A 20,996-nucleotide genomic window follows, 5' to 3' on the forward strand; every position below is an offset into this window, starting at 1 on the left:
CGGAACCCGAGAAAACATCATGTCCGAAGACAACATCCTCACCGCTGACGGCTGGATTCGCGGCCGGCTGATCCACGCCCACGGCAAAATCGTGGCGATCGAAGGCGAGCCCTGCGACCCAGCCGATAACGACCTGCCGTACTTGCTGCCGGGGTTCATCGACCTGCACGTCCACGGCGGCGGCGGCAAAGACATCATGGAAGGCGCCAGCGCCTTCGAGACCATCAGCAAAACCCACGTGCGTTTCGGCACTACATCGCTGCTGGCTACGACCATGACCGCGCCGAGTGCCGAGATTTCCAGCGTTCTGAAAGAGGTAGGAGAATTCTGTGAGCAGCGTCCGAAAGGCGCCGCGCGGGTCCTCGGCGTCCACCTCGAAGGCCCGTACATCAATCCCGGCAAACTCGGCGCGCAACCGAACTTCGCCCACACCGCGTTGATGGCCGAAGTTGAGGAATACCTGGCACTGGCGCCGATTAGGGTGATCACCATCGCGCCGGAAATCGCCGGTCATGACGAGTTGATCCGTGAGCTGAGCAGCCGCGGTATCCGCATGCAGATCGGCCACACCCTCGGCAGCTACGAAGAAGGCGTTACCGCGCTGAATGCCGGCGCCACCAGCTTTACACATTTGTACAACGCCATGAGCCCGCTGCATCACCGCGAACCGGGGATCGTCGGCGCGGCGCTGGCCCACGCGCAGTACGCCGAGCTGATCCCGGATTTGCTGCATGTCCACCCCGGTGCGATCCGCGTGGCGTTGCGTTCGATCCCGTGCCTGTACTGCGTCACCGATTCGACTGCCGCCGCCGGCATGCCCGACGGTGAATACAAGCTCGGCAGCCACACCGTGACCAAATGCCTGGGCGGTGTGCGCCTGCCCGACGGCACCCTGGCCGGCAGCACGCTGACCATGGATCAGGCCCTGCGCAATCTGGTGAAGATCGGTCTGCCGATCAGCGAAGCCTCGCAGCGCCTGTCGCAATTCCCCGCCGATTACCTCGGCCTCAACGAACGCGGGCGCCTCGCCCCCGGCGCCTGGGCCGACTGCGTGCGGCTCGATCGCTCACTCACACTGACCGCTGTCATGGTCGAAGGAGAAGACATTGACTTCAAAAATGCTTGAGGAGGCGCTGTCCTCGTTCGAGGCCGTGCACGCCCAGTTGCAACAACTCGACCCGCAATTGATCGAGATCGCCGGGCGTCTGCGCCGTCAGCCGCCGCAAGTGGCAATGACGGTGGCCCGGGGCAGCTCCGACCACGCGGCGAGCTATTTCGCCTACCTGACCATGCAGCAATTGGGCGTACCGGTGGCGTCGTTGCCGATGTCGGTGGTAACCATGCAGCAGGCGCCATTGAAGGTCAGCGGTCAGGTCGCGTTCGCCTTTTCCCAGTCGGGTCAAAGCCCGGACCTGGTCAACAGCCTGCGCCTGTTGCGCAAACGTGGCGCGTTGAGCGTGTCGATGGTCAACGCCGCCGACTCGCCGTTGGAAGCGGCGTGTGAATTCAGCGTGCCGCTGCTCGCCGGCACCGAAAGCAGTGTCGCCGCGACCAAAAGTTTCATCGCCACCCTCAGCGCCAGCGCCCGTCTGGTCGCGCACTGGAAAGAAGACGACGAACTGTTGCAGGCACACAACGCCCTGCCGGAAGGACTACGCGAAGCCGCGACCCAGGACTGGAGCGCCGCCATCGACGCGCTGCGCGACTGCCAGCGGCTAATGGTCATCGGCCGTGGCGCCGGTTTCGCCATCGCCCAGGAAGCGGCGCTGAAGTTCAAGGAAACCTCGGCGATTCAGGCCGAAGCCTTCAGCAGCGCCGAAGTCCGTCACGGCCCGATGGCGCTGATCGACGAACATTATCCGCTGCTGGTATTCGCCCCGCGCGGTGCAGAACAGGCCGGGCTGTTGAGCCTCGCGGCAGAAATGCGCCAGCGCGGCGCCCGCGTGTTGCTGGCCGCCCCGGTTGACGTGGCCGAGCGTGACCTGACCCTGAGCCGCGCAGAACACCCGGCCCTTGATCCGATCCTGGCGATCCAGAGCTTCTACGTTATGGCCGCTGGCCTCGCCGTGGCCCGAGGCATGGACCCGGATCAGCCGCGCCACTTGAGCAAAGTGACCCGCACCCACTGAATGCCCCTGACTGCACACCTGATGAGACCGAGCCATGCACAACAACAATAAAGAGCTGACCCTCAGCGCCCCGCTCAGCGGCCCGGTGCTGACGCTCGCCAAAGTCCCGGACGCGGTGTTCGCCAGCGGCGCGATGGGCGACGGCATCGCCATCGATCCGCTCAACGACACGCTGTACTCGCCGTGCGCCGGAGAGATCATCCACGTCGCGCGCACCGCTCACGCCGTTACTGTACGCGCTGACAACGGTGCCGAGATTCTTCTGCACCTGGGCCTCGATACCGTTGAGTTGAACGGTGCCGGCTTCTCGATGCTGGTCAGCGAAAATCAGCGGGTCAGCCTCGGCCAGCCGTTGTTGCGCTACGATCAGGACCAGGTCGGCCAGCGCTGCAAAAGTCTGGTCAGCCTGCTGATCCTGACCAACAGCCACGACTTTCAGGTGCGGCCGATCACGCTCAAAGCGGTGAAGGTCGGCGAGCAGTTGCTGCACATCGTCGCGCGCAACGGTTCGGTGGCAAATGTTGAAGCCAGCGCTGGCCCCGAGGTTCGCGGACAGGTGCGCGTGGCCCATCGCGGTGGACTGCATGCGCGTCCGGCGGCGCTGATCCGCCAGACTGCGCAGGGTTTCAACAGTCAGTCTCAGCTGCACTTCGCCGGTAAATCGGCGCCGTGCAACAGCCTGATCGGCCTGATGGGTCTGGCGATTGGCGAGCAGGACGAGGTCCAGGTCAGCTGTCAGGGCGCGGATGCCGAAGCGGCGCTGCAAGCCTTGCTCAGCGCATTGGCAACCGCGCTGCCCGACGATCATCACGCGCCAGCGCCAGTGCGCACAGCGCCACCGAAACGCCCGGCCGAGGCGGGTGTGTTGCACGGTGTCTGCGCGGCGCCGGGGCTGGTCGCCGGGCCGTTGTTTCGCTTGAACGCGATCAGCTTGCCGGCGGATGCGGGCAACCACGATCCGGCGCAGCAACAACCGGCTCTCGATGCGGCATTGGATGCGGTGCGCAGCGACATCGCCGCCACCCTCGCCCAGGCGAAAAAGCATAGGAATGCCGACGAAGAAGCGATCTTCGCCGCGCACATGGCCCTGCTTGAAGACCCGGCACTGCTCGACGCCGCAGAGCAATTGATCCAGCAAGGCCGCGCGGCGACTCACGCCTGGAGTCAGTCGATCGACGCGCAATGCGACATGCTCCAACGCACCGGCAGCCCATTGCTGGCCGAGCGCGCCAATGACTTGCGCGACCTCAAGCAGCGAGTGCTGCGCGCCCTGCTCGGCGAGGCCTGGCATTACGATGTACCGGCCGCTGCGATTGTCGCCGCGCATGAACTGACCCCGTCGGACCTGCTGCAACTCAGCGCGCAAGGGGTCGCCGGGTTGTGCATGGCCGAGGGCGGCGCAACCTCACATGTGGCGATCCTCGCTCGCGGCAAAGGCCTGCCGTGCGTGGTCGCACTGGGTTCGGCCTTGCTCGATCAGGCGCAAGGCCAGGCGGTGGTGCTGGATGCCGATGGCGGTCGCCTCGAACTGGCGCCGAACAACGAGCGCCTGGCCGATGTGCAGCACGCACAAATCGAGCGCCAGCAGCGTCGCGACGCGCAACAGGCCAAGGCTCACTTGCCGGCCGAAACGCGCAATGGCGTGGCCATCGAAGTGGTCGCCAACGTCGCCTCCGGCAGCGAAGCCGCAGACGCCTTCGCCAACGGCGCCGATGGCGTCGGTCTGCTGCGCACCGAGTTTCTGTTCGTCGATCGTCAGACTGCGCCCGATGTCGAGGAACAGCGCGCCGCTTATCAAGCGGTGCTCGATGCGATGGGCGACAAGTCGGTGATCATCCGCACCATCGACGTCGGCGGCGACAAGCAACTCGACTATTTGCCGCTGCCCGCCGAAGCCAACCCGGTGCTCGGCCTGCGCGGCATTCGTCTGGCGCAGGCGCGCCCGGAAATTCTTGATCAGCAATTGCGTGCGCTGCTGCAAGTCCGCCCGTTGCACCGCTGCCGGATCCTGTTGCCGATGGTCACCGAAGTGGATGAGCTGCTGCAGATTCGTCAGCAGGTCGATGCCTTGTGCGTGGAGCTGAGCATCACTGAGCGCCCGGAAATCGGCGTGATGATCGAAGTGCCCGCGGCTGCGCTGCAAGCCGAACAACTGGCCGAGCACGCCGACTTCCTCTCGATCGGCACCAACGACCTGTCGCAATACACGCTGGCAATGGACCGCGACCACGCCGGTCTGGCGGCGCGCGTCGATGCCCTGCATCCGGCGCTACTGCGGCTGATCGCCATGACCTGCGCCGGTGCGGCAGTGCACAAACGCTGGGTCGGCGTCTGCGGCGCCCTCGCCTCCGATCCGCTGGCAACGCCGGTGCTGATCGGTCTGGGCGTGACCGAACTGTCGGTCAGCCCGGTGCAGATCGGTGAAATCAAGGACCGCGTGCGTCAGTTGCACGAAGCCGAATGCCAGCGCCTCAGCCACGACCTGCTCAAGCTCGGCAGCGCCGCCGCCGTGCGTCACGCCTGCCAGCAGCACTGGCCGCTGCCCTAACAACAAGCTCTGTCCACAGAGCAGGAGAACCCGCATGTACCAACTCTTCATCGAAGGCCTGCAACGCCTCGGCCGCGCGCTGATGCTGCCGATCGCGATCCTGCCGATCGCCGGCCTGTTGCTGCGCCTGGGCGATACCGACCTGTTGAACATCGCCATCATTCATGACGCCGGGCAGGTGATCTTCGCCAACCTGGCGATGATCTTCGCCATCGGCATCGCGGTCGGTTTCGCCAGGGACAACAACGGCACGGCGGGTCTGGCCGGGGTGATCGGTTATCTGGTGATGATCTCGACCCTGAAGGTGCTCGATTCGACCATCAACATGGGCATGCTCGCCGGCATCGTCAGCGGTCTGATGGCCGGTGCGCTGTACAACCGCTTCAAGGACATCAAGTTGCCGGAGTATCTGGCGTTCTTCGGCGGGCGGCGTTTCGTGCCGATCGTCACCGGGTTCGCCGCCGTCGGGCTGGGCGTGCTGTTCGGCTACATCTGGCCGCCGATCCAGCACGGCATCAACGCGTTCGGCGCGTTGATGATGGAAAGCGGCAGTATCGGCGCGTTCGTGTTCGGCGTGTTCAACCGCCTGCTGATCGTCACCGGTCTGCACCACATCCTCAACAACATGGCGTGGTTCGTCTTCGGCAACTTCACCGACCCGAGCACCGGCGCGCTGGTGACGGGCGATCTGTCGCGCTATTTCGCCGGCGATCCGAAGGGCGGCCAGTTCATGACCGGCATGTTCCCGATGATGATCTTCGGCCTGCCGGCGGCGTGCCTGGCGATGTATCGCAACGCCCTGCCGGAGCGGCGCAAGGTCATGGGCGGGATTTTCCTGTCGATGGCCCTGACCTCGTTTTTGACCGGGGTCACCGAGCCGATCGAATTCGCTTTCATGTTTCTCGCGCCGTTGCTCTTCCTCCTGCATGCACTGCTGACCGGGCTGTCGATGGCGATCACCAACGGCCTGAACATTCATCTGGGCTTCACCTTTTCCGGTGGCTTCATCGACATGATTCTCGGCTGGGGCAAGTCGACCAATGGCTGGCTGGTGATTCCGGTCGGGCTGGCTTATGCGGTCATTTATTACTGTGTTTTCGATTTCTGCATCCGTCGTTTCAATCTGAAAACACCGGGGCGCGAGGATGTGGCGGTCGCAGAGAAAGCCGTACTCACGGACAACGAGCGCGCCAGTGCCTATATCAAGGCCTTGGGCGGCGCCGAGAACCTGCTGACGGTGGGTGCTTGCACCACACGGTTGCGCCTGGAAATGGTCGATCGCAACAAGGCGTTGGATAGCGAGTTGAAAGCACTCGGCGCGATGGCCGTGGTTCGTCCCGGCAAGGGCGGCAGTTTGCAGGTGGTGGTCGGGCCGCTGGCTGACAGCATTGCCGATGAGATTCGCCTGGCCCTGTCGACGTTGGGTCGCGCTTCGATCACCTCGCCGACGGCGGTTGTCGATGAGCCGAAAACGTTGCAAATCGCCAGTGCTGAGGCGCAGCAATGGCTGAAGGCATTGGGCGGTGGCGAGAATATTCAGCAGCTCGACTGCATCGCCCTGACGCGGATTCGCCTGCAACTGGCCGATGGCGAAGCGTTGTCCGAGGCGCAACTGAAAGCGCTGGGGTGCCTGGGCGTCAGCCAGCTGGAGAGCGGAGTCTGGCATTTGCTGGTGGGGGACAAGGCCACTAGTTTGAGTGTGGCGATCAAGGGTTTGGTCAGTCGCACGCCAGTCACTGCGCAGGCCTGATCCTGCAACGTGGTTGTCAGGCGTGCTCGCGAGCAGGCCTGACAACCCACGGCATAAATAGATACCACCTCGCAAAACCCTCCCCTCGCCATGCTGGGCTCTCATCCCAGCCTGGAGAAAGTGCCCATGAGCACGCCCACAGCACCTACCCCCGAAGAGGTCAAAAGTGACCTCAACCAGATCGGCGATTATCTGTTTCAGATACCCAGTCCATTGCTACCCGAAGAAAAACCGAGCACCGAACAGACCTACCTGAAAAAGCTCAACGAGCAGCTGAAAACCTACCGCACCGGCTACCTGCAACGCAGCCGCGCGCTCTACCAGACGCTGGCAACCAGCGACCTGCAAAACACCCCCGGCAAGCAGCTCATCGCGACGCTGAAAATCAGACTCAACACCCAACTGCTCAACATGGACGCGACCGACCGGATCGACGGCCGACCTGCGAAAACCTTCATCAACTACGATGCCGGATTCACCGCCATCGGCCACGAAGCACGGCAAGCCGTCAGCGATCGCCTGCTCCACCCGCAGGCCGGCGAACTGCTGAACCAACTCGACCTGGGACCGATGCTGCGCCCCGCCATTTACGCACTGCAATTCAGTTATCAAGACGCCACAGTCGAGCTGGCCGGCGCCTTTATCGTTACGGAAAAGGACAGCCCGCGAGTCAGCGATTTGCTGACCGACCAGAGCGTCGGCTACGCCGTGCTGTTCACTCCCGCACGAGGTATTGAATTCTTCAATTCCTTGACCGATCTCGACGCCCACCTGCGTGCGTCGCTGAAGCAGCGCAGCAGCCGCGACGAGTTCATGCAAATGCTGCCGACGCGCTACCACGGCGTCGGCGCTGCAGGGATCTGGCCACTGTCGCTCGCACCCATCGACAGCAAACCTCTGGTCGAACACACCTATGACGCGCTGATCGAAAAACGTACGCAGGATATCGAGCGTGCCTTGAGCTTCGCCGATAACCCGCAGGAAAACCCCACGCTGTTGCTCGCCGCGCTCGATAAAGCGATCGCCGCCGCCCTGCCGGATCTGACGCCACGTCTGGAGTTGCGCGCACAAACCCTGTTCGAACGCCATTTGCGCTACAGCGCACCGGACTGGTACCGCAGCGCCAGCAGTGCAAAACAGCTCGAACTGGCGCAGCACTTGAGCAACTACCAGCAGGCGCGCCAGCACTTGCTGGAGCTGATGGAGCCCGTGGGTACCCTGATGGCCCTGGCTCGTCAGCAATGGCTGGAACGTCTAAGCGATGATCTTGAAATCGACGATCTCGAACCGGAAAAACTGCAGATCAGCACTGACCGGCGGGTGCCGGGCTACGGTGTTTATGTGCATAAAGGCAATCTGCTCGACCTGTCCCTGCGCGGCCCACACACGGGTGATGAACTGCCGGGTTCGGAGTTTCTGAGCTACACCACCCTCACCTATGACGGCGAACCTTTGTCGCCAGACCACGCTGACCTGACGTCGGCATGGCTGGTCAAACAAGCGATAAGCCTGCAACCGCGCATCGACTTCAATGGCCTGCAAAAAGACATGCACGCCGCAGCCGCGACAAAACCTGCGCTTGAGCGCATGCTTGATCAACGTATCGTCGCCCTCGCTCATACGGCGGTGCTGCAAGGGCATCTGCTCGAGAGTGATTTGCCGTTGATCGAGCGTTTGCGCAGCGGCAGCGATCCGCACTTGCGCGCCGCCACCCTGTCGCTGCACGGAGCACAGTTGCAGGATCTGTGGATTCTGCGCCAGAGCGACGCCAGCGGCGCCATCAAGCGTATCTTGCTGTGCACGCCACAGGCCCCTCGCGAGCAACAGTTTCAGGCCTTCGGCAGTGAACGTGAATGCCAGAGCCATCTGCTCGGATGGGCGAAGCACAGCGATAGCGCCGAGAGCATGGCGGGCTACCTGATCAGCCGCGCACCGATGCGCTTTCGCCCGACGCTGCGCAAGGTACTGGCGGGCCTGAATTTCAAGCCGCAAGCGCTGGAGCACCAGAAGGTCACTTTCGATAACTGTGGCGACCACCTTGCTTGCCTCAAAGCGATGGCCGAACACGTGCTCGCTACGCGCGTTGATGACTACGACTTCAGCACGCCACTGTGGTATCGCTCGACCACCGCGGCCAATCGCAGAAAGCTGGCGACCCTGAGCGAAGAGGCCGAAGGCGCTTTGCTCGCATTCAACCAGCACGCCTTGTCCGGTAGCCAGTTCCCGACTTTTGATGACTACGTCCACCAGCAAGCGAAGGCCAGTCTGAACCGCCTGCTCAAGCGCGCGGCCAACGATGTCGACCCGGATACTGTCTGGGCTTATTCGCCGATGTCCATCGTGCCCGCATTGACCCCGAAACCACTGTCTTACACACAGCTGTATCGCGACGGTTATGCCGATGGCGTGGGTTTTCTCGATGCAAAATTCTCTCGTTCGGCGCGCTTCAAAGGCCCGTCGGGCGTCGATGTCAGCAGCCTGACCGCGCAGAATGTGGCGCGCTCGGTCACCGGCGTATGGATCGGAGAGCGCTACACCAACAAGGTCAAGAAAGAACTGCAAGGTTCGACCAGCGAAGGCTACGAGTTCAGACGCAACGCAACACTGGCAATCACTCAGCGTCAGTTGAAAAGCGCCGCGCTGGAATGCCAACTGCAAGGCCATATCGCCCAAAGCGATCTGCAATGGCTGGAGCAAAGCATTACCAGCATGGACGAAACGTCTGGCGACACTCGCACGAAATACCCAATCCACCGGTTGATGATCGACGGCGAATGGGTCATGGACGCGTGGCTGTTCAGCCATGCCGAGAACCCGGTTTTGCTCTATACACCGGACGCGCCCGACGGTGTCAGGTTTCGTGAAGCGCGGCTGTTCAACTACCTGCTCCAGCAGCAGGCCGGGATGATCGAATACCTCACATCCCGGGTGGGCGTGAGTGCTCAGACGCGAGTGCGTACGTTCCTGGAAAACGCTAAAAAACAACTGCCCAAGGACCTCAACAAAACCACACCCAGCCCGGCTCTCTACGATTCAACACCCGCCACTGCTGCCGTCAGTGATTTGCGCGCAGCGCTGTACAACATGAAGCTGCAACGGCGGATCGACAACGTCAATGCCACCACCACCAGTCGCACCGAGATGATCGCCGGGCTGGTCTGGACCAGTGTCGAATGGCTCGCCGCAATTGCCACCGCGCCGTTCCCGCTACTCAGTTTGAGCACCGGCCTGCTGCTGGCCTTCAAGGACGCGATGCTCGCCCTGCATGCGTATCGCCAAGGCAACAATAGCGAAGCCTTTCGGCATTTTCTCGGTTATTTGTTCAACAGTACCGGCGCGGTGCTGACCGATTTGCGCCCCGCCTTGCGTTCACTCAAACCGGTGAACCGGCCGTTGCGCCAAGCGCTCGCCAGTGCCGCCGAAGAACAGCAGAATCTCGTGACACTGATCGATCAGGTTGCCCCCCAACCCCAGTGGGACGACATGCGTGTGGTGGTGTTCAGAGGTCAATTGTTCAATACGGGGAACAATCCCGACGCCCTCGGGCGTTACCTGCTTTATCGACACCAGCCGGACTCTCCGGACCTCGTCTCGACCGGCATCCTGGTGGTGCCCAATGCAGACGGCGTGATGGTACGCAGCGGCGTGGCCGGCGGCGCGCCCAAGTACGATGCCGTGCCAGAGACCCCCGGCCCGCACAAGGATTATGGCGTGGCGGACAAATACCGCCAGCGCGTCGAACTAGTGATGAATCCGCAGACCCGGGAGGACATCATCCTGCGCCAGCAGGACTACATGGGCTCCAGCCCCCATGCAATCATGGTCGGTGCAGCGGATAAACTCGCCTCGACACGCACCGCCTACCTGCAACAGGTCGAAAAACTCACCACTGATGCCACCCGGCATTTCGCCGAACTCGCCCCCCTGCCCGCTCGCGCCGACGTCCCGGCAGTTGCCGCCGATCTGTCACCTGCACAGTTGATCGCCAGCGACGCATTCAAAGGCAAAAACCTGGTGATCGGCGCCCAGCCCGGTTCTATCGCCAGCAAACAAATGCTGATCGATCAGATGGACGTACTCGTTGCAAATGGATTCAAACGTCTTTACGTCGAGTATCTGGCAGGGGATGTGTTCTATCCCAAGCTGGCGAAGATGAACAAGGGCGGAACCTGGAAACACATCAAAGACCATCTCAAAGCGGTTGACCGCGCGCTGGGACATGGGAAGGACGCGCCCTATTCGTATCTGGCACTGGTGCGTACAGCTCGGGAAAAAGGTTTGACGATCCATGCACTGGACGCCTCGACCAGTTATCAGCTGGAACACGCCATGGTGATGGCCGACATCTCGCCATTGACCCCTCGCAGCAACAGCACCAGGAATTTCTATTCGCACAAGACACTGTCCGCCGATATCGCCGATGCAACCGAAGGGCGCTGGATTGTTCTCACAGAACAATCACGCATGGGCACCTTCGACAACACGCCAGGCCTGGCTGATCTTCACGATGCCATTGCGGTGAGGGTTGAGGACATCGACCTGTACCTACCCCAGCGTGTCGGACTGGATTCGCAAGGTTCAATCGCCGGCGATGCGGCGGCGAAGGGTGACTACCTTGTACAGACACCGACCGCATACAAAGCTCCACAACCGGTCTCGAAGCCCGCTGAAACTGCCGCCGTGGTTGATCACTTCAGCGACTACGACGTTGCCTCGTCACTGCGTGACGACATTGCGCAAATGCTGCATAAACCCTACTCCATGGATTCCAGGTACCGCCCGGTGCCTGCAAGTGAGCAAGTGGCCTACGACGCCTTCATTGCCAGCCGCAAGCGTCTGGAGAAAAAGGCCAGGGACACGTTTACCGATTACATCCCTCCCGACGCGCCGATCCTGCCATCGCTCACGTCGGACATCACATTCGACGCTTTTCTACAACAATTGTCCGAGCGGCGCCTGAACCTGCTGATCGGCGAAGCCCATGGGGATGTATCGAGCAAAGCGCTGCTGAAAAAGCATATGAAGTCACTCAAACAAGCCGGTTACGATACGCTTTACATGGAGCATGTATTGACCGATTTGCATCAGGCCGATCTGAATATTTTTCTACAGACCCAGCGTATGCCGGACAGGCTCAAAGCCTATCTGCGCCGTCAGGACCTCGGGCATATGCGGGGCTATGAGGGTAACGATACGTACACTGAGGTCTGTCAGGCAGCGGCGAAATACAATATCCGCATCAAAGCGCTCGATTGCACGGCCTCTTATCACCTCAAGGGCCTGTCGGATGAAGATCTTTCGCGAAACGAGATGTTCAGCTATTTCGCGACCCAAGTGATCGAGGCCGACCAACTGGCGAACGGGCCGCACAAATGGGTAGCGCTCATTGGCAATGCGCACACCAATTACAATCTCGGCGTGCCGGGCCTGGCAGACACATTGTCGGCTGCCAGCCTGCACGTACGCGACACCACCACTGAGCTCGCCAGAGATATTCACCGCGGCACAGGCGAAATCGTCGCCAATGTAGCTGAAAAGCGCGGAACCACCTATCAAGGTCTGCGAAGCGATTTCCTTATGGAAGTGGCTGTAGCCGGAAAGAAAAAGCCAGCCGCGACGCCAGCTGTCAGCCGCAGCAAATTGACCCAACCCGGTTTGTTCTTGATCGAATACGAAGGCTCGAGCGGAGCCCGCCTGGTGCATAAATCCAAGACCGGCGACATCGTTGTCACGCCGATCCAGGTGAATGACAAAGGCTTGTTGTTCATCGATCGCTGGGAGAAGAAAGATCAGGGGTTTAAATATCTGCGCACGCTGGTCGAGATGCTTGAAAAAGACGTGAAGTTGACGCAGGTGAAGTAACGCTGCGAGATGAGGAAACCACTGGATTTGTAAGCCCAGTGGTTGCGGCAGACAACGCTCGGGGAATACGGAGTTCTGCTTCGCGCACTCTTCATTACCGGTTATGTCAACTGTCAGGTCTGACAGTTGACCTTCGCAATGGGCATCACTACGTTGACCTGATCGGAAGATTGGACGTTATGAGCCTCAATTTTTTCTGTTTTTAAGGGACGACTGCGAAGTGGCAAACAAAATGACCGATGCTGAATTCCAGCAAAACTTGATAGAAAAATTTAAAAAACTAGACGCCGACAGCGACGGCAATATCTCGTTCAATGAATACCAAGAAGCATTTAAAGAGTTTTCAGAAAAAACTCTTGAAGATTTGTGGAATTATATGAATAAAGATAAGGATGGATTCATCAGTTTTGAAGAATTCAAGACGCCATAACCGACCAGCCAGCTTCTCAACCTGGAGCTGCAAGATCGCGGGCATACGACCCTTCACAGATTTTAATGGATACGGCCGATTTCCAGTTATCGACTGTCAGGCCGCCATCGCATGCAGGCAAGCTCCCACAAGGATCGTGGGCAACCGTAGGTCGAGTGTCAGCTCGCCTGCTGTGATCTTGATCCACCGGCGACGTCGGAAGGCTGAGCGGAGGGATTGATCCGGGGGGTGGGAGCGCAGCGACCGTACGACGAAGTCGTACACAGCGGAAGGAGGTGCAGCGAAGCAAACCGTAGCCGCTGCGCCCGGATCGGTCCCGGAGAGAAGGGACCCGAGCCTGCGAGGGCCGAACGTAGGAGCAAGCGTTTTTTTGCTTACTTTTTTTAGGCGTTTGTAAAAAAAGTGAGTCGCCGTCAGGCGAAACCGTAAGCCGCCGTGACCGCAGCAACGGATATGTACCTGATCAAAAATTCAGCGCCTGAAAGAGAGCCATCGCCAGCAGGCTGGCTCCCACAGCGAAATGAATCCATCCATAAAATCGGGGCCAACAAAAAACCCGCAGACGATCGCTCATCTGCGGGTTTCCCGTTTCAGCCGCCAGAAAGATCAGAAATCCTCCAGCCGCCACACCTCATAAGCCGGCGTCTCATACGGATGACTCAACTTCAACGCTGCCACAACGGCAACAATCAAATCATCCGCAACGACCAGCTCAACCTTCCATTCCTCGACCCGCTCAACCTGCCCCGCCTCGCCAATGAACGGCTGACTGCCATCCAACGGCCGAAACTGACCAGAGCCAAGCACTTGCCATGCACAGTGGTCATAGTCACCGATCCGCCCGCCACCGGCAGCGAACACAGCGCCCTTGACCACCTCGACATGACTGTCGGGAACGAAAAACGCGAGCTTGTACACAGGCCTTAATTAACCCAAACGCGCGCATTACGGAACATACGCATCCAGGGTGCATCTTCGTTCCAGTCTTCCGAGCGCCACGAGTTCTGCACCGCGCGGAATACCCGCTCAGGGTGCGGCATCATGATCGTCACGCGGCCGTCACGGCTGGTGAGGCCGGTGATCCCGCGCGGCGAGCCGTTCGGGTTAGCCGGATAACGCTCGGTGACTTTGCCATGGTTGTCGACGAAACGCATCGCCACGCAACCGGACAGATCGGCTTCCAGCAGTGCTTCTTCGCTGGCGAACTCGGCATGCCCCTCACCGTGTGCGATAGCGATCGGCATGCGCGAACCGGCCATGCCCTGCAGGAAGATCGAGTTCGACTCCTGGATCTGCACCATCGCCACGCGCGCTTCGAACTGCTCGGAGCGGTTGCGCACGAAGTGCGGCCAGAACTCGCTGCCCGGAATCAGCTCGTGCAGGTTGGACATCATCTGGCAACCGTTGCACACGCCGAGGGTGAAGCTGTCGTTGCGCTCGAAGAAGCCCTGGAACGCATCGCGGGCACGGCTGTTGAACAGCGCCGACTTGGCCCAGCCTTCACCGGCGCCGAGGACGTCGCCGTAGGAGAAACCACCGCAGGCCACCAGGCCTTTGAACTCGTTGAGGTCGACACGGCCGGCGAGAATGTCGCTCATGTGCACGTCGATCGCGCTGAAACCGGCGCGGTCGAACGCGGCGGCCATTTCCACCTGACCGTTGACGCCCTGCTCACGCAGCACCGCCACCTGTGGACGAATGCCCTTCTTGATGTACGGCGCGGCGATGTCCTGGTTGACGTCGTAGCTGAGCTTGACGCTCAGGCCCGGATTGTCTTCTTCCAGCAGTACGTCGAATTCCTGCTCGGCGCACTCGGCGTTGTCGCGCAGACGCTGGATCTGGTAGCTGGTCTCGGCCCACTGACGCTGCAGCAGACGACGCTGACCTTCGAACACGGTGTCACCGTTGAAGGTGATGTTGATCTGACCGTTGTTGATCGGCTGACCGATCACCGACACGCAGTCACCCAGGCCGGCAGCGCTGAACTGCGCGAGGATGTCCGGCGTGGCGTCCTGACGCACCTGGATGACCGCACCCAGTTCTTCGTTGAACAGGATACCGGCGATTTCCGCGGCGGATTCGGCAACGCTGTCCAGGTTCAGACTCAGACCGCAGTGGCCGGCGAAGGCCATTTCCACCACGGAGGTCAGCAGACCGCCGTCGGAACGGTCGTGGTACGCCAGCAGGTGACCGTCGGCGTTGAGGCCCTGAATCACCGCGAAGAAGGCTTTGAGGTCTTCGGCGTCATCGACGTCCGGCGCGTGCTTGCCGAGTTTGCCGTGGACTTGCGCGAGGATCGAAGCACCCATGCGGTTCTGCCCGCGACCGAGGTCGATCAGGATCAGGTCGGTGGTGCCCTTGTCCATGCGCAGTTCCGGGGTCAGGGTCTGACGGATGTCAGCCACTGGCGCGAAACCGGTCACGATCAGCGACATCGGCGAGGTCACGGTTTTTTCTTCACCGTTATCGTTCCAGCGGGTGGCCATGGACATCGAGTCCTTGCCCACCGGAATGGTGATGCCCAGCTCAGGGCACAGCTCCATGCCGACCGCTTTCACGGTGTCGTACAGACGCGCGTCTTCGCCCGGGTGACCAGCGGCAGACATCCAGTTCGCCGACAGTTTGATGTCGGAAAGCTTGTTGATGCGCGAGGCAGCAATGTTGGTGATGGTTTCGCCAATCGCCATGCGGCCGGATGCCGGGGCGTTCAGCAGAGCCAGCGGCGTGCGCTCGCCCATCGCCATGGCTTCACCGGTATAGACGTCGAAACTGGTCGCAGTCACGGCAACGTCGGCCACCGGCACCTGCCATGGGCCGACCATCTGGTCACGGGCGACGAGGCCGGTGATGGTGCGGTCGCCGATGGTGATCAGGAAGCTCTTGCTCGCCACGGCCGGGTGATGCAGAACGCGTTCGATGGACTCGGTGATATCGAGGTTCGACGGATCGAAGTCATCGCCCAATTCAGCTTCGCGAACCACCGAACGGTGCATGCGCGGGGCCTTGCCCAGCAACACTTCCAGTGGCATGTCCACCGGGTTGTTGCCGAAGTGGCTGTCGGTCACGGTCAGTTGCGGTTCGGCAGTGGCTTCCCCGACCACGGCAAACGGGCAACGCTCGCGTTCGCAGATCGCCTGGAAGCGCTCGAAATCAGCCGGGCCGACCGCGAGAACATAACGTTCCTGGGATTCGTTCGACCAGATTTCGTGCGGGGCCATGCCCGGTTCGTCGTTGGGAATGTTGCGCAGTTCGAAACGGCCACCGCGGTCGCCGTCGTTGACCAGTTCCGGGAAGGCGTTGGACAGACCGCCCGCGCCGACATCGTGGATGAAGCTGATCGGGTTCTTGTCACCCAATTGCCAGCAACGGTCGATGACTTCCTGGCAGCGACGCTCCATCTCAGGGTTTTCACGCTGTACGGAAGCGAAATCCAGATCCGCCGAACTGGTGCCGGTGGCCATCGAGGATGCCGCGCCGCCGCCCAGACCGATCAACATCGCCGGGCCGCCGAGCACGATCAGCTTGGAGCCGACAACGATCTCGCCTTTCTTGACGTGTTCTTCGCGGATGTTGCCCATGCCGCCAGCGAGCATGATCGGCTTGTGGTAGCCGCGCACTTCGTCGCCGTGCGGGGTGCTGATCGATTGTTCGAAGGTACGGAAGTAGCCCGTCAGGGCCGGACGCCCGAATTCGTTGTTGAACGCAGCGCCGCCGAGCGGGCCTTCGATCATGATGTCCAGTGCAGTAACGATGCGCTCAGGCTTGCCGTACGGCACTTCCCATGGCTGTTCGAAGCCGGGGATCTGCAGGTTCGATACGGTGAAACCGGTCAGGCCGGCCTTTGGCTTGGCGCCACGCCCGGTAGCGCCTTCGTCACGAATTTCGCCGCCGGAACCGGTCGATGCGCCCGGGAACGGGGCGATCGCGGTCGGGTGGTTGTGTGTTTCGACCTTCATCAGAATGTGCACCGGCTCCTGCACCGCGCCGTACTGGCGGGTTTCAGGGTTCGGGAAGAAGCGGCCGGCGACGTTGCCGACGATCACCGAAGCGTTGTCCTTATAAGCGGACAGCACGCCTTCGCTGTGCATCTGATAGGTGTTCTTGATCATGCCGAACAGGCTTTTTTCCTGGTTCTGGCCGTCGATGTCCCAACTGGCGTTGAAGATCTTGTGACGGCAGTGCTCGGAGTTGGCCTGGGCGAACATCATCAGTTCGATGTCGTGCGGGTTGCGTTTCAAACCGTTGAAGGCGTTGACCAGATAGTCGATCTCGTCTTCGGCCAGGGCCAGGCCTAGCTCGGTGTTGGCCTTTTCCAGCGCGGCACGGCCGCCACCGAGGATATCGATCGCGGTCAGCGGCTTCGGCTCGGCGTGGCTGAACAAACCGGCGGCCTGCTCGAGGTTGGCCAGCACGATCTGGGTCATGCGGTCATGCAGGGCATCCGAGATCAACTGCGCTTCGGCTTCGCTGAACTGGCCAGCCACATAGAAGGCGATACCGCGCTCCAGACGCTGAATCTTGCTCAGGCCGCAGTTGCGGGCGATGTCGCTGGCCTTGCTCGACCAGGGCGAGATGGTGCCGAAACGCGGCAGCACCAGAAACAGACGGCCGGTCGGCTCTTGAACCGGAACACTTGGGCCGTACTTCAGAAGGCGCGCAAGCACCTGCTGTTCGTCGCCGGTCAGGACGCCGGTGACTTCGGCGAAGTGAGCGAATTCAGCATACAGGCCACTGACAGCTGGAACCTTCTGGCTCAGTTGCTCAAGGAGTTTGCTGTGGCGAAAGGCAGAAAGGGCAGGAGCGCCGCGCAGGATCAACATCTTCGGGACAGCCTCGGGAAGGGGTGTGCTTTGAGGCCGTGCATTCTAGCCTAAACCGCCCTCAACATCACCCGAAACGCTACGCACGGTTGCATTGGCATACCGTTGTGTGTTTCTGCCTCCGGGGTCAGGTAAATCACCCGTGTAACAGCGGCTTATTTTTACTGTAACAAAAAGCCTGTTGCGCCCGTTTTCAGGGGGTTTCGCTCGATTTTGTGACCTTTAGCAGACTCCTCCCGTGCTGTCGAGATATGGCGCCCGTGGCCGTTTGCGTATACTGCGCAGATGTTTTTTCCAACGGCTTTGCGTCCGCGGTACGCCAAATGGCTGATCGCAACCGGACTCTTCCTGATGCTCAGTGGCTGTGTTGATAAACCCAACACCCTCGAGCGCGTAAAGGAGGATGGTGTGCTGCGGGTGATCACCCGTAACAGCCCCGCCACCTACTTTCAGGATCGCAGCGGTGAAACCGGCTTCGAATACGAGCTGGTGAAGCGTTTTGCCGACGATTTGGGCGTTGAACTGAAGATCGAAACCGCCGATAACCTCGATGACCTGTTCAACCAGATCGGCAAGCCCAATGGCCCGGTGCTCGCTGCGGCCGGTCTGGTCAGCAGTGATGAACGCAAGAAGCAGGTGCGGTTCTCCCACTCTTACCTTGAAGTGACACCGCAGATCATCTACCGCAACGGCCAGTCGCGGCCAACCGATCCCGGTGATCTGGTCGGCAAAAAGATCATGGTGCTCAAGGGCAGCACCCACGCCGAACAACTGGCCGAGCTGAAACAGAAATTTCCCGCCATCGAGTACGAAGAGTCTGACGCCGTCGAGGTAGTCGATCTGTTACGTATGGTCGATGAAGGGCAGATCGATCTGACCCTGGTCGACTCCAACGAAGTGGCAATGAATCAGGTGTACTTCACCAACATTCGCGTGGCCTTCGACCTTGGCGATGCGCGCAGCCAGAGCTGGGCGGTGGGGCCGGGCGAAGACAACAGCCTGCTCAACGAAATCAACGACTACCTCGACAAGGTGCAGAAAAACGGCACCCTGCAACGGCTCAAGGATCGTTATTACGGCCACGTCGACGTGCTCGGCTACATGGGCGCCACGACCTTCGCCCAGCACTTGCAGCAGCGTCTGCCGAAATACGAACAGCACTTCAAGAATTACGCGAAGAAAGAGAAAGTCGACTGGCGCCTGTTGGCGGCGATCGGTTATCAGGAATCGCTGTGGCAACCGACCGTCACCTCGAAAACCGGTGTGCGCGGCTTGATGATGCTGACCCAGAACACTGCACAGGCGATGGGCGTGTCCAACCGTCTCGACCCCAAGCAAAGCATCATGGGTGGTGCCAAATACCTGGCGTACATGAAGGATCAGCTCGACGATTCGATCAAGGAGCCGGACCGCACCTGGTTCGCGCTGGCGGCGTATAACGTCGGCAGCGGCCACCTCGACGACGCACGCAAACTGACCGCCAAGGAAGGGTTGAACCCGGACAAGTGGCTGGACGTGAAGAAGATCCTGCCGCGCCTGTCGCAGAAGCAGTGGTACAGCAAGACCCGTTATGGCTACGCCCGCGGTGGCGAGCCGGTGCACTTCGTGGCGAACATCCGTCGCTACTACGACATCCTCACCTGGGTGACCCAGCCGCAGCTCGAAGGCGATCAGGTGGCCGAGGGCAATCTGCATGTGCCGGGGATCGACAAGTCGAAGCCGGCGCAAGAGCCAGCCCCGCTCTAACCAACCCCACATATCAATTGTAGGAGTGAGCCTGCTCGCGATAGCGGTGTGTCAGCCAATGTGATGGTGTCTGACACAGCGCTATCGCGAGCAGGCTCACTCCTACAGGGGATTGCGGTGGGACTTAGTGTTTGGCGGCAGCCAGAATCAACGCTTTCATCTCGGACACAGCAGACTTGAACCCGACAAACAACGCATGCGCCACCAGCGCATGGCCGATGTTCAGTTCGTTGATGCCTTTGATCGCCGCCACGGCTTCGACGTTGTGGTAATGCAGGCCATGCCCGGCATTGACGATCAAGCCCTGAGCCAGACCGAACGCTACGCCATCGGCGACACGCTTGAGCTCTTCAGCCACTTCCGTCGGGGTTTCAGCGTCGGCGTAACGCCCGGTGTGCAATTCGATCGCGGGGGCGCCGACGCGTTTGGAGGCTGCAATCTGCCGCTCGTCGGCATCGATGAACAGCGACACTTCGCTGCCGATCTTCGACAGCCGCTCGACCGCTGCCCTGATGCGTTCTTCCTGCCCCGCTACATCCAGGCCACCTTCAGTGGTCAGTTCCTGGCGCGTCTCCGGCACCAGACAGATGTGCGCCGGGCGAATGCGCTCGGCGAACGCCATCATTTCTTCGGTGACGCCCATTTCGAAGTTCATTCGCGTTTGCAGCACCTCCTTGAGCAGCAGGACGTCGCGCTCCTGGATGTGACGGCGGTCTTCGCGCAGGTGCACGGTGATGCCATCGGCGCCCGCCTCTTCTGCATCCAGCGCTGCCTTGACCGGGTCCGGGTAACGAGTGCCGCGAGCCTGACGCAGGGTGGCAACGTGGTCGATGTTCACGCCGAGAAGAATGCGATTGCTGCTGGTCACGAGTGCGCTCCTGAAGGGAAGAATTCGGCGCACAGCATATCAGGGCTTGCGAAACAGCTCGCGGCTTACCAGCGGCCGACCGCCCAGATGCACCGCCAAGGCCTGACGCATCAGACGCTTGGCCGCTGACAGCGCGCCGGTGGCCGACCAGTCGGCTTCGGCCATGGCCAGCAGCTCAACACCGTTGAACAGGCCCGGTTGCAGCAGAAACACTCGCTCAAGCCCGGCATCTACTTGCAGACGATAGAGACCGTCTTCGGCGATGGGTTCGCCGTGCACATCGGTATTCAGCGAAAAGCCGTAGCCGAGGTCGTCGAGCAAGCGCCATTCGAAAGAACGCAGCAATGGCTCCAGCGGCCGACCTTCAGCAAGCGCGAGCAAGGTCGCGGCGTAGTGATCGAACACCGCGGGATGCGGATCTTCGGCCGGCAGCAGACGAATCAACAGCTCGTTGAGGTAGAGGCCACTGAATAGCGCCTCTCCATTGAGCCACGCCGACGTCCCGGAGCTTTCCATGCGCCCGACATTCTTCAACTCGCCCTTGCCGCGAAACTCGACGTCAAGCGCCACGAACGGCCGCGCCAGCGTACCGGCCTTGCCACGCGCACTGCGCAACACCGCCCGCAGCCGACCCTGCGGCGTGAGAAAGTCGACCAGCGCACTGGTTTCGCGATAGGCGCGCGAATGCAGGACGTAGGCGGGTTGGGCGGGAGGCGGATTTTGCGACATTGAGTTCTCGATGAACAAACGCAGTTTTATACACAACCCAAAACTACTGTGGGAGCGAGCCTGCTCGCGATTTGGCCCTGACAGGCAACATTGATGTCGACTGACAGTCCGCAA

The 20,996-nt window shown here is 60.9% G+C and carries 11 protein-coding genes; 7 read left to right on the forward strand and 4 right to left on the reverse strand.

Annotated elements, in window-relative coordinates; genetic code table 11:
* The first annotated feature begins 19 nt into the window (after positions 1 to 19).
* From nagA to J3P75_RS22690, 6 genes are all read left to right on the forward strand, one after another.
* Positions 20 to 1,126 (forward strand): N-acetylglucosamine-6-phosphate deacetylase, encoded by a 1,107-nt coding sequence (nagA, locus tag J3P75_RS22665; RefSeq protein WP_434708251.1) that lies wholly within the window; start codon positions 20 to 22, stop codon positions 1,124 to 1,126.
* Positions 1,107 to 2,129 (forward strand): SIS domain-containing protein, encoded by a 1,023-nt coding sequence (locus tag J3P75_RS22670; RefSeq protein ID WP_434708252.1) that lies wholly within the window; start codon positions 1,107 to 1,109, stop codon positions 2,127 to 2,129. The genes nagA and J3P75_RS22670 overlap by 20 nt, the downstream gene beginning before the upstream one ends.
* 34 nt (positions 2,130 to 2,163) lie before the next feature.
* Positions 2,164 to 4,677 carry a phosphoenolpyruvate--protein phosphotransferase gene (gene ptsP / locus J3P75_RS22675; RefSeq protein ID WP_434708253.1) on the forward strand — a complete coding sequence of 838 codons (2,514 nt, stop codon included), beginning with the start codon at positions 2,164 to 2,166 and terminating at the stop codon, positions 4,675 to 4,677.
* A 34-nt stretch (positions 4,678 to 4,711) separates the two neighbouring features.
* Complete coding sequence (nagE, locus tag J3P75_RS22680) at positions 4,712 to 6,427, forward strand: N-acetylglucosamine-specific PTS transporter subunit IIBC (protein ID WP_434708254.1); 1,716 nt, start codon at positions 4,712 to 4,714, stop codon at positions 6,425 to 6,427.
* A gap of 126 nt (positions 6,428 to 6,553) precedes the next feature.
* On the forward strand, positions 6,554 to 12,289 hold the full coding sequence (locus tag J3P75_RS22685) for a membrane-targeted effector domain-containing toxin (protein WP_434708255.1): 5,736 nt from the start codon (positions 6,554 to 6,556) through the stop codon (positions 12,287 to 12,289).
* A 232-nt stretch (positions 12,290 to 12,521) separates the two neighbouring features.
* Entirely contained in the window at positions 12,522 to 12,719 is a 198-nt protein-coding gene (locus J3P75_RS22690; RefSeq protein ID WP_434708256.1) for an EF-hand domain-containing protein, read from the forward strand.
* Positions 12,720 to 13,325: 606 nt separating this feature from the next.
* Here the strand turns inward: J3P75_RS22690 and J3P75_RS22695 are convergent.
* Positions 13,326 to 13,637: an NGG1p interacting factor NIF3 gene (locus J3P75_RS22695; RefSeq protein ID WP_434708257.1), complete on the reverse strand. Its 312-nt coding sequence runs from the start codon at positions 13,635 to 13,637 to the stop codon at positions 13,326 to 13,328.
* A gap of 5 nt (positions 13,638 to 13,642) precedes the next feature.
* Positions 13,643 to 17,539 (reverse strand): phosphoribosylformylglycinamidine synthase, encoded by a 3,897-nt coding sequence (gene purL / locus J3P75_RS22700; protein ID WP_434708258.1) that lies wholly within the window; start codon positions 17,537 to 17,539, stop codon positions 13,643 to 13,645.
* Positions 17,540 to 17,824: 285 nt separating this feature from the next.
* Here purL and mltF point away from each other — a divergent pair, with 285 nt between their 5' ends.
* The gene (gene mltF, locus J3P75_RS22705; protein ID WP_434592028.1) at positions 17,825 to 19,285 is read left to right on the forward strand and encodes a membrane-bound lytic murein transglycosylase MltF; all 1,461 of its coding nucleotides are present in this window, start codon (positions 17,825 to 17,827) and stop codon (positions 19,283 to 19,285) included.
* Positions 19,286 to 19,409: 124 nt separating this feature from the next.
* Here the strand turns inward: mltF and pdxJ are convergent, their stop codons facing one another.
* Together pdxJ and recO are read right to left on the reverse strand one after the other, a co-directional pair.
* Positions 19,410 to 20,153 (reverse strand): pyridoxine 5'-phosphate synthase, encoded by a 744-nt coding sequence (pdxJ, locus tag J3P75_RS22710; protein WP_434708259.1) that lies wholly within the window; start codon positions 20,151 to 20,153, stop codon positions 19,410 to 19,412.
* 39 nt (positions 20,154 to 20,192) lie between these two features.
* Positions 20,193 to 20,882 carry a DNA repair protein RecO gene (gene recO, locus J3P75_RS22715; RefSeq protein ID WP_090281897.1) on the reverse strand — a complete coding sequence of 230 codons (690 nt, stop codon included), beginning with the start codon at positions 20,880 to 20,882 and terminating at the stop codon, positions 20,193 to 20,195.
* Positions 20,883 to 20,996 lie beyond the last annotated feature (114 nt).

The organism is Pseudomonas sp. R1-1 (assembly GCF_051132135.1).
Taxonomy (GTDB): Bacteria; Pseudomonadota; Gammaproteobacteria; order Pseudomonadales; family Pseudomonadaceae; genus Aquipseudomonas.